The sequence below is a fragment of the Thermosynechococcus sp. PKX82 genome (assembly GCF_031583255.1).
Lineage (GTDB): Bacteria > Cyanobacteriota > Cyanobacteriia > Thermosynechococcales > Thermosynechococcaceae > Thermosynechococcus.
In genome coordinates, this window is record NZ_CP134169.1 from 1898377 (window position 1) to 1912115 (window position 13739).

At 54.3% G+C, this 13739-nt stretch carries 15 protein-coding genes and 1 tRNA gene; 4 read left to right on the top strand and 12 right to left on the bottom strand.

The window, feature by feature from the left end; translation table 11 throughout:
- Positions 1-10: 10 nt before the first annotated feature.
- Positions 11-469 (bottom strand): co-chaperone YbbN, encoded by a 459-nt coding sequence (locus tag RHH53_RS09425; protein WP_225901551.1) that lies wholly within the window; start codon positions 467-469, stop codon positions 11-13.
- A 32-nt stretch (positions 470-501) separates the two neighbouring features.
- Here RHH53_RS09425 and RHH53_RS09430 point away from each other — a divergent pair, with 32 nt between their 5' ends.
- Both RHH53_RS09430 and recA read left to right on the top strand, forming a co-directional pair.
- Positions 502-1290 (top strand): hypothetical protein, encoded by a 789-nt coding sequence (locus RHH53_RS09430; protein WP_310743712.1) that lies wholly within the window; start codon positions 502-504, stop codon positions 1288-1290.
- A gap of 74 nt (positions 1291-1364) precedes the next feature.
- Positions 1365-2423 (top strand): recombinase RecA, encoded by a 1059-nt coding sequence (gene recA / locus RHH53_RS09435; RefSeq protein ID WP_206199939.1) that lies wholly within the window; start codon positions 1365-1367, stop codon positions 2421-2423.
- On the opposite strand, the gene RHH53_RS09440 is transcribed toward recA, so the two are convergent.
- Positions 2390-2929 (bottom strand): N-acetyltransferase, encoded by a 540-nt coding sequence (locus RHH53_RS09440; RefSeq protein ID WP_302678149.1) that lies wholly within the window; start codon positions 2927-2929, stop codon positions 2390-2392. The two genes, recA and RHH53_RS09440, sit on opposite strands and share 34 nt — an antisense overlap.
- A 1-nt stretch (position 2930) precedes the next feature.
- Positions 2931-3797: a tetratricopeptide repeat protein gene (locus RHH53_RS09445; RefSeq protein WP_310743713.1), complete on the bottom strand. Its 867-nt coding sequence runs from the start codon at positions 3795-3797 to the stop codon at positions 2931-2933.
- Between the two features lie 226 nt (positions 3798-4023).
- Between RHH53_RS09445 and RHH53_RS09450 the strand changes: the two genes are divergently transcribed.
- Positions 4024-4293 (top strand): CD225/dispanin family protein, encoded by a 270-nt coding sequence (locus RHH53_RS09450; protein WP_149818861.1) that lies wholly within the window; start codon positions 4024-4026, stop codon positions 4291-4293.
- Here the strand turns inward: RHH53_RS09450 and nagA are convergent.
- The 9 genes from nagA to RHH53_RS09495 form a co-directional block, all read right to left on the bottom strand.
- Positions 4264-5415, bottom strand: a complete 1152-nt coding sequence (nagA, locus tag RHH53_RS09455) for an N-acetylglucosamine-6-phosphate deacetylase (protein WP_310743714.1) — start codon at positions 5413-5415, stop codon at positions 4264-4266. The genes RHH53_RS09450 and nagA overlap by 30 nt on opposite strands.
- Positions 5412-5639: a ferredoxin family protein gene (locus RHH53_RS09460; protein WP_011057929.1), complete on the bottom strand. Its 228-nt coding sequence runs from the start codon at positions 5637-5639 to the stop codon at positions 5412-5414. The genes nagA and RHH53_RS09460 overlap by 4 nt, the downstream gene beginning before the upstream one ends.
- 50 nt (positions 5640-5689) lie before the next feature.
- Positions 5690-7321 carry a helicase HerA domain-containing protein gene (locus RHH53_RS09465; RefSeq protein ID WP_302678151.1) on the bottom strand — a complete coding sequence of 544 codons (1632 nt, stop codon included), beginning with the start codon at positions 7319-7321 and terminating at the stop codon, positions 5690-5692.
- A gap of 3 nt (positions 7322-7324) precedes the next feature.
- Entirely contained in the window at positions 7325-8572 is a 1248-nt protein-coding gene (locus RHH53_RS09470; protein WP_302678152.1) for a D-alanyl-D-alanine carboxypeptidase, read from the bottom strand.
- 7 nt (positions 8573-8579) lie between these two features.
- On the bottom strand, positions 8580-8786 hold the full coding sequence (locus RHH53_RS09475) for a DUF2839 domain-containing protein (RefSeq protein ID WP_302678153.1): 207 nt from the start codon (positions 8784-8786) through the stop codon (positions 8580-8582).
- Between the two features lie 59 nt (positions 8787-8845).
- Positions 8846-9331 (bottom strand): adenylyl-sulfate kinase, encoded by a 486-nt coding sequence (gene cysC, locus RHH53_RS09480; RefSeq protein WP_302679160.1) that lies wholly within the window; start codon positions 9329-9331, stop codon positions 8846-8848.
- 107 nt (positions 9332-9438) lie between these two features.
- A complete protein-coding gene (gene leuS, locus RHH53_RS09485; protein WP_310743715.1) occupies positions 9439-12006 on the bottom strand; it encodes a leucine--tRNA ligase in 2568 nt (855 codons plus the stop codon).
- A 73-nt stretch (positions 12007-12079) separates the two neighbouring features.
- The gene (locus RHH53_RS09490; RefSeq protein WP_310743716.1) at positions 12080-12778 is read right to left on the bottom strand and encodes a response regulator transcription factor; all 699 of its coding nucleotides are present in this window, start codon (positions 12776-12778) and stop codon (positions 12080-12082) included.
- Positions 12779-12830: 52 nt separating this feature from the next.
- Positions 12831-13436, bottom strand: coding sequence for a hypothetical protein (locus tag RHH53_RS09495; protein WP_310743717.1), 606 nt, complete (start codon positions 13434-13436; stop codon positions 12831-12833).
- A gap of 194 nt (positions 13437-13630) precedes the next feature.
- On the opposite strand from RHH53_RS09495, the gene RHH53_RS09500 reads away from it, so the two are divergent.
- A tRNA-Met gene (locus RHH53_RS09500) sits at positions 13631-13704 on the top strand.
- The last annotated feature ends 35 nt before the right edge of the window (positions 13705-13739 follow it).

Consider the following 13739-nt stretch of genomic DNA (forward strand, 5'->3'; position numbering starts at 1 on the left):
ACTTCGGGTCTTAGGAGCGGTGGGACTCAGCAGGCAAGAGGCTAGGAAAGGAGTGGGCAAGCAGTTGCTGCAAGGCTTGACGAAAGTCCCCCTTGACAAGAGCAGGATCAAACCGCTGCACCAATTCGCCGCGCTCAAAAAAAAGAAGGGTTGGCAGACTCGTCAGTTGAAAGTGACGACTGAGGGCAAAGTTTTCATCGGCATTGATCCGAAGAATTTGCAACCGGTGCGGCAGCGACTGCTCCAGTTGATCCAGCAGGGGATCAATAAGGCGGCAGAGGCCACACCAAGGAGCCCAAAAATGCACGATCACAGGCACGGGGGCACTGCGAATTTGCCGCTGGAATCCTTCAATATTAAATTGCTGAATGCCCTTCACGTTGTTATCTCGGTTTGTCTTGGGATCATGGTAGCAGTCAGCGGCGGTTTTGCAGCAGCGATTTGCGGCGATCTGATGCCGTAGGATCAAAAATAGCTCATACGATCGATTGGCGCTCCCAAATGACCCCCAAGCCCACCCTTTGGCAAAAACTTTTCCCCCTGCTGTTACGGGAAGCGATCGCCATGCTACAGGGGATCAATAACCTGCTTAGCAAGGCCACAGAGCAACTCAAGGGGGTGGCCACACAACGGGCGATCGCCCCAGAGCAGTTGACTCCGGAACGTTCATGGGTCAGTCGAGGGGCAGCCCTATGGTGGCAGGGAATGGGCTGGGTGCAGCAACGGCTGCCGAGTCATCTCCAGGAGCGTTATAACCGCGCTACTCTAACTGGGATCGCGATCGCCCTACTTCTCATTTTGCTCTGGTTGAATCCCCTGAGTTGGTTTCAATCTCCCCCTCGGCCAACGGTGAAAGCAACCCAGCGTCCCCAACCCAGTGTCCTTGTGCAACCCCGCCCGGCACCCACACCAGTGGCGGCAACACCCGCCCCAATACCCCAGCCGACACCGACACCCACTCCGTCACCAGGGGCGATCGCTCCTTCCACTTTCGTCAGTGACAGCCTCACCGTCCGCCAACAATTGCTGGCCCTTTGCGATCGCTACAGCAACGCTCTTGATCCCACCCTCACCCTCACCCCCAGCGAACAGCGCTTGGAATTGATGCTGGCCAACAGTTGGTATGATCTCAGTCCTACAAAGCAGGATCAACTAGCCCAGAACCTTTGGCAAACTGCCCATGACTTGGGGTATCAGACCGTCATTGTGGTGGATACCGAAGGTCACCTGCTTGTCCGCGATCCGGTGGTGGGTGATAATGCCATCGTTGTGCGTCGCAAGCTGATCTAACTCACCCTCGCAGCTTAAGCCATCAATTTCGCCAATCCGCTAACCTAGAAAAGTGCCAACTTCTTCAGCTTGCTATGAGTGACACCACCCTTTCCCCCGAAAAGCGCAAGGCCCTTGAGCTTGCCGTCTCCCAAATCGAACGCAACTTTGGTAAGGGCAGCATCATGCGCCTTGGGGATGCCACCCGCATGAAAGTGGAAACCATCTCTAGCGGGGCACTCACCCTTGACCTTGCTTTGGGGGGTGGACTGCCGAAGGGGCGGATCATTGAAATTTATGGCCCTGAAAGTTCCGGGAAAACTACCTTGGCACTCCATGCGGTAGCCGAAGTCCAGAAAGCGGGTGGGGTGGCTGCCTTTGTCGATGCTGAACATGCTCTTGATCCCACCTATGCAGCTGCCCTCGGTGTGGACATTGAAAACCTACTGGTTGCCCAGCCAGACACTGGCGAAGTGGGTCTAGAAATTGTTGATCAACTGGTGCGCTCGACAGCCGTAGATATTGTGGTGGTGGACTCCGTTGCTGCCTTGGTGCCCCGCGCTGAACTAGAAGGGGAAATGGGCGACAGCCATGTGGGGCTGCAAGCGCGCCTCATGAGCCAAGGCCTGCGCAAAATTACCGGCAATATTGGCAAAACGGGCTGCACCGTGATTTTTTTGAACCAATTGCGGCAAAAAATTGGTATTACCTACGGTAACCCAGAAACGACAACGGGGGGAACAGCACTTAAGTTCTACGCCTCAGTGCGTTTGGATATTCGGCGGGTGCAAACCCTGAAGAAGGGAACGGAGGAATTTGGGATTCGCGCCAAAGTTAAGGTGGCCAAAAACAAGGTGGCACCGCCCTTTCGCATTGCCGAGTTTGACATTATTTTTGGTAAGGGTATTTCCAATCTTGGCTGCATTCTTGATATGGCCGAGGAAACCGGTGTGATTAGCCGCAAAGGGGCTTGGTATTCCTACAACGGCGAAAATTTGGCCCAAGGCCGCGACAACACGATTAAATACATGGAGGAGAACCCCAGCTTTGCCCAAGAGGTCGAACAGCAGGTGCGGCAAAAGCTAGACCAAGGGGCAGTTGTCTCCGCCAATACGGTGACTCATACCCACGATGACATGGGTGACGGAGAATAGGGGCGATCGCCCGCGAGGGACTTCCGTAGGAGCAATTTCCGCTCTCCCCAAAAGGTGAAGCCTTCCTCAACCACTGCAAAGCCACAGCGGGCATATAATTGCTGTGCTGCTTGATTGTGAGCAAGGACGTGCAGATAGAGATCGCAATAGGTAGAGCAAAGGCTGCCCTCAACAGTGTGCAACAAGCGACGGCCAATGCCACGCCGCCGGTAGTCCGGATGCACTGCCAAATTGGACAGGTAAGGTTTGGGTTCACCCTTGATCTCACGGAGCTGCACTTCCACACTCCCCACACATAGAGCAGACGTTCCCATGGATATGACGGCTAGCCAACACTGGTAGTGGGGACGCTCGCGCTGCCAGCGATCGCGCAAATCCTGCTCCATCCCCAACTGGACAAAGCTGCGCCAAAGGGCTTGCCAACCACCACCGGGGTGAAAACTCAAGGCCACTAATTGGGCAATGCTGGCAAGGTCAGTGATCTCTGCCGCACGAATCTCAATCATTCTAGGGCTGAGGAAGGGCAGATTGCTCAGGTTGGAGTTGGCTCATCAGTGCCCGCAGAGGGGGCTTGGCCAATAGGGTTTGCGTATCGGCCACTAGGCGATCGCCCCAGAGGTTTTCCCGCTGGAATTCCACCGTGCCGTAGCGGCTATCGAGACGCAGGGCTTCCGCTGCCAGTTGTAGTGCTCTTGCTTCATTCCCCAGTTGCAGCAGGGCTGTGGCCAAAGCAAGTTTCGGCTCACTGGCTTTGGGGTCAATGTTTGCCGCCTGTTCCCAGTTTTTTGCCGCTTGGCGGATATTGCCTTGTTCATAGAGCACGAGGCCAATGTTGGTATAGGCTGGCCAAAACTGACGATCCAAGCGCAATGAGCGGCGGTATTGCTCGATCGCCCGATCCTTTTGTCCCAGTTTTAGATAGGCGTTGCCAAGGTTGAACCATTCCTCTTTGGCATCGGGTTTCAGTGCCAATCCCTGCTCGATCGCCCGTACTGAGGCTCCATAATGTCCGAGGCGAAAATGGGCAGAGCCTAAGTTGAAATAAGCCCCCGGATTTTTATCATTGAGTTTCAAAGACTGCTCTAGGGCTGGCACTGCATCCTTGGGTTGATTGACCGTGAGGTAGAGTCCCCCCAGCAATGCCCAAATTTCGTGGGCTTGAGGTGCCAACTGCACTGCCAGTTTTGCCCGCACCAACGCCTCTTGAAATTGCTGGAACTGTGCCAGTTGCAGGGCTTCTTGCGCCACAATAAAACCATTTTGCTCCATCTCCTTGGCATTGAGTTCAAGGGTGCGCGGTAACACCACTTGTGCCGTTGCCAGACTGCCACTCAGGAGAACAAGACCCAGACTCAGGGTTAAACGGGCAAACATTTTAGGCACGATCAATTTCCGTGTTGCAAGCTAAGTGAATTCCTCTTTAGTTTGCCATACCCTACCGACGTTTGCGGTGACTGAGGGCGACTCTTGACAAAAGTGGAAGGGAGATGATTGCCTTTAGAGAAAAAATAGGCTAGCCTGTGCTTATTCAAAGATCGCTAATCAATTGCTGTCAATTTTTTAAACCCTATTCAAACCTGATTTTTAAGGAAATTTAACAATGAACCCTTCAAATGAAAACATTCCTAACTACATGGTTCCAGCGATTCTGTCCACGATTTGCTGCTGTTTGCCTTTCGGTATTGTCGCTATTATTTTTGCTGCCCAAGTCAATTCAAGGTTAGCAGTAGGCGATCGCGCCGGGGCGTTGGAGGCCTCAAACAAGGCCAAGCTATTTACTTGGATTTCGGTGATTGCGGGATTGCTCGGTGGTGCCCTTTATGCGGTACTCATGGTGCTCTCAATCATGGCTGAGCAAGGGGGGATGTAGCTCGCTGGCCAGTCGTTCATAGTGGTGGGGCGATCGCCAGCGCAGAAGATGGGTCACCGGCTGCTGTAGGAGTTCTGTCGTCAAACCGATGGCGCGGCGAGGATTCACCGTTGCGAGGGTCAACGCTGCTTCAAAATCGCAAACTCCCCAATCCACCAAGCGCCCCACCATTGCCAAGAGGGGAACCGTTGTGCCACAGAGAGTCCCATCCTCAAGGCGAGCAGTGCCATTTTTCACTTCAATGTGCCGTTGATCCCACGGGTAGATGCCATCCCCCAAGCCAAGGGGTGCCAAGGCATCACTGACCAAAAACAGGCGATCGCCTGCGCACTGCCACAATACCTTCAGCATTTGTGGATGAACATGCACCCCATCACCAATCACGCCGCACCAGACCCGCTGATCTGTCAAGGCTGCTGCTAACAGTCCCGGCTGGCGATGATGTAGAGGGGGCATGGCATTAAAGGCATGGGTGATCATTGTGGCACCGGCATCAAAAGCCGCCTGCGCTTCCTCCACGGTGGCCAAAGAGTGACCTAAACTCACGGTAATTCCCAACTGCCGCACATAGGGCAGCGCTTCACCATTGGTATCTAACTCTGGAGCAAGGGTGAGAATCTGAACGGTGTCACTGAACTCCCCTAAAACTGTTTGCACCCTTTCTAGGCTCAAGGGCTGAAGATGGGACTGAGGATGAGCACCGCGCTTCTGGGGATTGAGGAAAGGCCCCTCCAAATGCACACCTAAAATTTTGGCTTCAGGCTCTTGCGCATTGGGCACGTATTCGTGGATCACCCTCAAGGCAGTGTGAATTTCCGCTAGGGGAGCAGTCACAATCGTCGGGGCGTAGGCATCAATCCCCTCTTGCCAAAGATAGCGGCCAATTTTTGGCAGTGGTTCGGTGGTCTTTAACCAAGGAAAGGGAATGCCCAAGGCACCGTTAATTTGCAGATCGACGCCCCCAAGGGAGAGATAATCGCCGCCGAAGTCCAGCACCTCAGAGCCATCGGGGGGAATCAGGTCAGTGCCGATCGCCGTCACTTTGCCATTCGTAAGTTGTACTTGTTGCCAGCGATCGCTCCCCAAAAGCCGCACGCGATCGAGCCATTGCTCAGTCATCATGCCGGCGTTGCTTGCAGATCAGGGCGTTCTTCAGGCACAATTGCCCCCTCCACGGGACATACCTGCAAACAAATGCCACAGTCAATACAGGTGGCAAAATCAATCCAGAACCAATCGGTGCCCTTGGCATTTTTCCCCGGTCCCGGATGAATACAGGCCACCGGACACGCCTCAACGCAATCGGCAACCCCTTCGCAGGTATTCGTGACAATGGTGTGCGCCACAGCGTTTTCCTCACTGAGAGTTGATTCAGGATCAATTCTAAAGCTCTAGGCTAGATCCCCAGATCTGACTTCGCCGCTTGAGCCGCCTCCAATAACATGGGTGTAGGGAGTTCCTCCCAATCGCGATCGCCGATCTCGGCATAGAAGGTTTCGTCATAGCTGCGGGTTTGGATCACCACAGGCATCGGCACCGCATGACCCAGCACAAGCGCCTGTTGTTTAGAATCCAGCTTGGCCAACACCGATCGCAACTGCTGCGAACCCGCCACCCCAGTGAAAATGGCCTCAATGTCCTTTTCATCGTTAAGGAGTGCGGTGATGCGGGTGCCAATTTGCGACATGATCTCGCTATCAATGCCCGAAGGCCGTTGATCAACAACGAGGAGCGTGACAAAGTACTTGCGCATTTCGCGGGCGATCGTCCCAAAAATCGTTTGCTTCACCGTCGCTGCATTCAAGAAGCGGTGAGCCTCCTCAATCGTGATCACCAGTTGACGCGGGCGATCGCTGGGATTCTTGGTTTGCAAAAAAATCTCCGACTGCTGCACATAGGCTTGGTGGATGCGGCGGGCAATAATATTCGTCGCCAGCATATAGGAGAGCATATTGGCTTGGGAGCCAAACTCAATCACCACATGTTGACCCGCCGCAAGAGTGTCCAAAATCTGACCAATGTAGTTCTTGGTACAGGTATTCCGCAGGTACTTCAGTTGCTCTAGCCGTGTCAGTTTGCGTTGCAGCGCCATGATCGAGGCTTTGCTGCCCATCTTCGTTTCGCAAAACTCCTGAATCTCCTGATTTGTCATCACCAAAAGGCGACTAATCCAACCCTTGCCAAACTCATTGCGCAGAATAATGGCATTTTCGAGGCTGGCTTCTGAAAGGTTAAGTTCCCCCTGCACCAGCGCCAGATCCTCCACCTCAATTTGATCAAAGCCAATGTAGAGTTCTTGGGCATCGCGCACCCCCCGCCGTTGCGTGGATTCGGGATCAAGGGTATAGATCTTCACCTGCTGTGGAAACAGTTGCCGCAATCCCTTAACGGTGCTGACTGACTTGCCTTCACGGGTGGCTTCCCAGCCATACTCCGAGTGCATATCAAAAATCAAGTTCACTGCCGCCTGTTTGCGGATAATCCCCGACAGCAACAGCCGCGTTAGGAAGGATTTGCCCGTCCCCGACTTGCCAAAGATGCCGTTGCTGCGCTCGACAAAGCGATCCAAGTCCAAACAGATGGGGACTGCCATATCTAAGGGAGTGCCAATGGCAAAGTTGCGCCGCTGCGGATCGTCTTCCCAGCCAAACACGGCGCGAAACTCCCGTTCACTGGCCTCATAGACAGGACTGAAATGGGCAGGGATCGTTTTTACGGGCAGTAAATCCTGCTCATCGTTGAGGATCATCAACATCGGTGCCACACTTAGCGTCGCAAACGTGCCCGTACCCGCCAGTACCTCCTGCAAAAAGGTATCCTCAAGGGCGGGGGGATTGAGCAGAATGCGGGGATTGGCCGTACCAAGCACGACATCCGTCAGCAGACAAAAGAAGCGCGATCGCTGGCCTTGGATCACTAAAAATTGGCCGACCCGCAGTTCTTCTACAGAGACGTTGCCACACAGTCGTACCTCTAAGCCCTGACTGAGAGAGCCTTGGACAACAATTCCCAGTTGTTGTGCTGTCATCGTTTATTGCGCCTTCAGGAGCTGAATGCGTTGGGGGTCGCCAAACCGCGGAGCAGGGGCTTGGCGGTGAAATTCAGCACCCAGTCTTTGGGTCGCTTGTAGCGTTTGACTCAGGTGCTGCACATAGCGATCCTGTGCCCGCCGAAACCCTTCTAGGTTGTCTCCGCCATTGAGAAGCGCAAAGCAGACAGTGCCGTATTTTGCTGTGGGTAAGACGCCAACCAACGCACTCACATTCCAAAGGGAACCGGTTTTCACCAGTGTGGCGGTGGGTAACTGACGATACTCAACGGTGCCGCGATCGCGCCCCGCCATGGGTAGCACATCCGCCAAACTGTGGTTTTTCTGAGCGAGCATCTCCTGAAGCGCCAAAAGCATCCCACACGCCGCCCGGGGAGAAATGCGATTCTCCTCCCCCAGACCTGAGCCGTTGATCAGTTGAATTTCACTGGGGGGTACATTGGCTTTACGGGCGGCCACTTGAGCTACGGTTGCAGCACCCCCTGCCATTTCTGCTAGGGTTTCCGCAATCTCATTGTTACTGTAGATATTCATTTGCCGCACAATTTCCCCCAAGGGGAGTGAGCGATGCTCGAGGCGCAGGGTAACACTCGCAGGGATCGTGCTTTGGAAGCGTGTTTCACCCGTCATACTTACTTGGGGGCGGGGTTGTCCCTTCAGGTGCTGTTCATAGGCCGTTTGAATTTCAGGCGTCCAGCGGCGGTGATCTAGGGCGAGTTTGAATAGCGCTGCGGCGGTCTGGGGTTCAGGGTAAAAGTTCATTACAAAAGGGGGAACGATGACTAAATTCCCCTGCACTTGACGAATGCCCAAGCGATTGAGGGCATTACCGATGGCGATCGCCTCCTCCCAGACAAAGAGGGGATCATTGCCGCCAATCAAGACCAAGTCCCCCCTGAGAACACCATTTTGCAGCGTGCCTGTGGTGCCGATGCGAGTCAGAAACTGATAGTCAAAGGGGTATTTATCCAGCACAGCAAGGCTCGTGGCAATTTTAGTGACCGATGCAGCCGCAAGGGGGCGATCGCCTTGGTGGTTCACGAGTAACTGCTGAGCACTTTGAACCCAGATGCCCTGTTGATTGGGAGAAAAACCCTCCTGTGCCAATGTTTGCAGGTAGCGATCGCGATACTGATACAGTGCCACCTCAGAGGGAAAGATGACTGCCTTTAATGCCTCAATGCGCGGCTGTCCCCAGTACCATGCCAATGCTGCCAACAAATCTAGCATACCCGTTCTAATTTGCTGTCAATTGCCACCATCCCAAACTGGGGCCAATAAAGCGAACTGTGAGCCAAATGACTACCAGTAGGCCAATGCCGACCCACGTGCCCCGCGTCACCCACTTCTGAATCAGCAGCAGTTGCTCCTTCTTGAGCCAGCCCCCCTTTTCTTGACCGTAGGCCTCACCAAGGGTTTCCTTGCGCCGTTTTGCCTCACCCATACTCGCTGCTCGAACGGTTACAATCTCTATCCTAGATACTTTTGCGGGGCAATGACCCTCTAGGACTCAACGATTGGGCACACCACACCAAACTTCGCCAGCTTTTGCAACACCTTAGCCGCACTCTCCTCAATCGTCTCCAAATCCGTGCGGCATTCCACCTCTGGATTCAAGGGTAGCTCATAGGGGTCATCAATCCCCGTAAAATTGCGAATCTCCCCTGCCCGCGCCCGTTTATAGAGTCCCTTTACATCCCGCTGCTCACACACTGCCAAGGGGGCATTCACATAAACCTCAACAAAGCGGCCAATTTTATGCCGCACCTCATCCCGAATCTCGCGATAGGGCGAAATTGCCGAGACAATCACGATCACCCCGTGGCGAGTCAGCAGTTGAGCCACAAAGCCAATGCGGCGGATATTTTCATCCCGATCCTCTTTAGAAAACCCCAGCCCCTTTGTCAAATGCTGGCGGACAATATCGCCATCGAGAAGTTCAACAGCATGGCCAGCCGCCTGAAGCTGCTTGTGGACATAGTGAGCCAGCCTTGTTTTACCAGCCCCAGAGAGACCAGTAAACTAGAGAGTTAAGCCTTCGGAGTGGGTCATAGGAGGTCAATACAGTTAAGTGGACTGCGGCAACCAGTGAGGGTCTAGGGGGCTAAGACAAAGTTCACTAACTTGCCGGGAACGACAATCACTTTTTTGATCGTTTTGCCCGCTAGGTAGCGTTGGCCAATCTCCGACTGCTTGGCGGCTTCCTCCAGTTCCACTTGACTAGCTGTGGCAGGCACTTGAATCGCGCCACGGGTTTTGCCCATGACCTGAATGACAAGGGTGATTTCATCGGCAACGAGGGCAGTGGGGTCTGCTTTTGGCCAAGGCTGGCGGTGGATGGAGTCGGTGCCGCCCAGTTGGTGCCAGAGTTCTTCGCTGATGTGGGGGGCAAAGGGGGCGAGTAGGGTGAGTAGGGTTTGGATGCCTTCGCTATAGACCCCCGAAGTGTGGCAGTCGGCACTGCCAAGGGCATTACTGAGTTTCATTAGTTCGGCAACAGCGGTATTGAGTTGATAGTCGCCTTCCAGATCGTCGCTAATTTCTTTGATGGCAGTGTGAATGGCACGGCGCAGGTCTTTTTCCGCTTTAGTCAGGGTAGTAGGTAAGGGTTGGCCAAGCTGACCGCCATTGGCTTTGAAGGTTTGCACGAGGCGCCAAACGCGGTTGAGAAAGCGAAATTGGCCTTCGACATCGGCATCGTCCCACTCGAGGTCTTTTTCGGGGGGCGCCTTGAAAAGGATGAACATGCGGGCAGTATCCGCCCCGTACTTCTGAATCACATCGCCGGGGGCAACGCCGTTGTACTTAGATTTGGACATTTTTTCATAGACCACCTCTAGGGGCTCCCCTGTGTCCGGGTCGGTGGGTTGGCTGAGATCGGCGATGCGGCTAGGAATGATGTACTTGCCCGTGCGCGGATTTTTGTAGGTGCGCCCTTGAACCATGCCTTGGGTGAGTAGGCGTTGGAAGGGTTCACTGACATGGACAAGCTGGCGATCGCGCAAAACTTTGGTGAAAAAGCGCGAGTAGAGCAAATGGAGAATGGCGTGCTCAATCCCCCCTACATACTGATCCACGGGTAACCAGTCCTTGATGGCCGCTGGGTCAAAGGGGGCTTCACTGTTGCGCGCATCGGCGTAGCGGAAGTAGTACCAAGAGGAGTCAATAAAGGTATCCATTGTGTCCGTTTCCCGCTGGGCAGGGGTACCACATTTCGGGCAGGGAACATCGCGCCACGCCGCAAGTTTGGCCAAGGGAGAAGGGCCACGACCGCTAAACTCCACCTCTTCTGGCAGCAGCACAGGTAACTCTGACCGCGGCACCGGCACCGCCCCACACTGCGGACAGTGAATGATCGGAATGGGCACACCCCAGTAGCGTTGGCGAGAAATGAGCCAATCCCGCAGCCGATACTGCACTTGTTCGCGTCCCCAACCTTGGGTAGCAGCATACTCGGTAATCGCTGCTTTGGCGGCGGTGGAGTCCATGCCATCAAATGGACCACTGTTGATCAATCTCCCCGGCTCCGTATAGGCGGCCTTGAGGCGGGCACTGGCTTTGCCGTCTGGGGGAATAATCACTTGGCGAATGGGGAGCTTGTGGGCTTTGGCAAACTGAAAATCGCGCTCATCGTGGGCAGGTACGCCCATCACGGCTCCAGTCCCATATTCGTAGAGGACATAATCGGCAATCCAGATAGGAATTTCCTCCCCAGTAAAAGGATTGACGGCTTTGCCACCGGTGGCCACACCGCGTTTGGGGCGATCGCCCGCTGTGCGTTCCAGTTCACTTTCCTGTTGGACACTAGCAATAAAGGCTTCGACGGTTTTGCGGCGGCGGCTAGTGGTGACTTTCGGTGTCAGGGGATGTTCGGGCGCCAGCACCACGTAGGTCACCCCATAGACGGTATCGGGACGGGTGGTAAAAACGGCAATTTTCTCATGACTGCCAACAATTGGGAATTCCAGATAGGCACCCGTGGACTTGCCGATCCAGTTGGCCTGCATCAATTTCACCCGCTCTGGCCAGCCCGTCAGTTGTTCCAAGTCATTCAACAGTTCCTCGGCATAGGCGGTAATTTTCAGGAACCATTGCTTAAGCAGTCGCCGTTCCACTAAGGCGCCCGATCGCCACGATCGCCCTTCGCTATCCACCTGCTCATTGGCCAAAACTGTTTGATCCACGGGATCCCAGTTCACCGCTGCTTCCTTCTGGTAGGCCAAACCCGCCTCAAAGAATTCCAAGAAGAGCCATTGCGTCCAGCGGTAGTAGTCGGGGTGACAGGTGGCTACTTCCCGTTCCCAATCGTAGGACAGGCCAAGGCGTTGCAGTTCTTGGCGCATTTGGGCAATGTTTTGCTGTGTCCAGACGCGAGGATGAATCCCCCGTTCAATGGCGGCATTTTCTGCCGGCAGGCCAAAGGCATCCCAGCCCATCGGGTGGAGAACGCGATAGCCCTGCATCCGCCGACAGCGGGCAATGACATCGGTAATCGTATAGTTGCGGACGTGCCCCATATGCAGATTCCCGGAGGGGTAGGGAAACATCGAGAGGGCATAGAATTTCGGCTTTTGCGGATCGGTGTTGGTGCGATCGATCTGGCGGGCAGCCCATTCCCGTTGCCACTTGGCCTCAATCACTTGGGGGTCGTAGCGATCGTCCACAACAGTTTTCCCAAAAGAACAGCTTATCTATTGTATCTGGCACGTTCCTCTCCAAGATACGGCAACAGTGGTCTTAGCTTGCCGGTGCCGCAACGGGGCGTAGCCGATAGCCTTGACCATAGACCGTTTGAATTAGGGAGGGTTCGTCGGCATGCTCAATTTTGCGCCGTAGCAGTCGAATCTGGGCGGCCAATAGGTTGCGATTGACACAGGTCTGATCCGGCCACAGTTGACTAGCAATCAATTCATGGCTGAGAAGTTCCGTCGGGTGCTTGAGGAAAAGAGCTAGGAGCGCTGTTTCCTTCTCAGAGAGGGAGATACACTGTGTTCCTCGGTAAAGCAAGCGACCTTCGACATCGAGCCGCAGATCCTGCCAGCAAAGAATCGGTGCCGTACACCCCATCGTGTGGCGCCGTCGCAGCAGTGCTCGTACCCGTGCCAGCAATTCCCGCAGTTCAAAGGGTTTAACCAAGTAATCATCAGCACCGGCATCCAGACCCCGCACCCTGTCATCCACCGTATCTCGAGCAGTGAGAAAGAGAACGGGAGTCTCATCACCGGCTTGGCGCAATCGTTGACAAAGTTCTAGCCCCGTAGGCGGTGGCACCATCCAATCCAAAATTAAGAGGTGGTAGGGGCGCTGCGTTTGCCAGTAGGCTTGAGCCGTTTCACCATCGTAGGCCACGTCAACGTGGTAGCCCTCTTGGCGCAGGATGTGACCCAAGGGGTCGGCGAGTTCCGTTTCATCCTCTAGCAGCAGAATGTGCTCCACAACATCAATTGATGGCCGATGGACACCAAAATTTTAGCGAAATCCTCTTGAGTTAGGCGGCTGCTTGTAGCAACTGAGGCGGCACCGGAATTCCCGCTGCGATCGCCTCCGCTGGCAGTGTGGGTACAAGGCGATAACAGTAGAGAAGAAATTGCTCTAACCATGTTTGTAGCAGGTCTTGCTGCTTCTCATTGAGGTAGCGATCGGGAGCAGGTACTTGCTCAGTGTAAAAGGTCTCAACCCGAATCGTGCGCAGCCAAGGATGAGTCGGGCGGGTAATCAACCAGTAGTTACGCACAAGGGCACAACCGAGGTGATTCTGCACGATCTGGCTTGCCTTCCTAAACCATGGCAGATAGTTTTGCAGCGTCTGTACCACTGGTGGCGTAAACAAGGGGCGTACTGCGGATGTCACACCAAGCAGGTTCAGGATTTCACCCTCTAGTGCCAAGAGGTAGGCCAAATTGATAGGGAGAGACGCCTTAGCCCGAGCGTAGGACACCAGTAGTGTTTCTAGGGTGGCACGGCTCGCTTCTGGGAGTCCTTCAAGCAACAGGAGAAGCTGATTTTCAGTTCGCAGGGGACTGGCAGAGAGGGCTGAGCCTTGGCGCTGATAAATTTCCCTCAGAGTATCGAGGAGAAGAGGCGGTAGCAGCATTGCTCAAGGAGTTAGTCTAAAAAGACCTAGGTAATCTTAATACTTTCTTTATATCTGTTTGTCGGGATGATGGAAGTAAGGGTTGCTACAGTTGACCCAAGAAAAACTTAGGGTATTGATAGGATGTTATAAATCTTCTAGCGATCGCTTGCCAATCCTCTAGGGAATACGCTATCTTAGACAAGCTAGAGCAACGCGGGGTAGAGCAGTCTGGTAGCTCGTCGGGCTCATAACCCGAAGGTCCATGGTTCAAATCCATGCCCCGCCATTCATGATGTTTAATCGATTCTGGCGCTTCTTAGC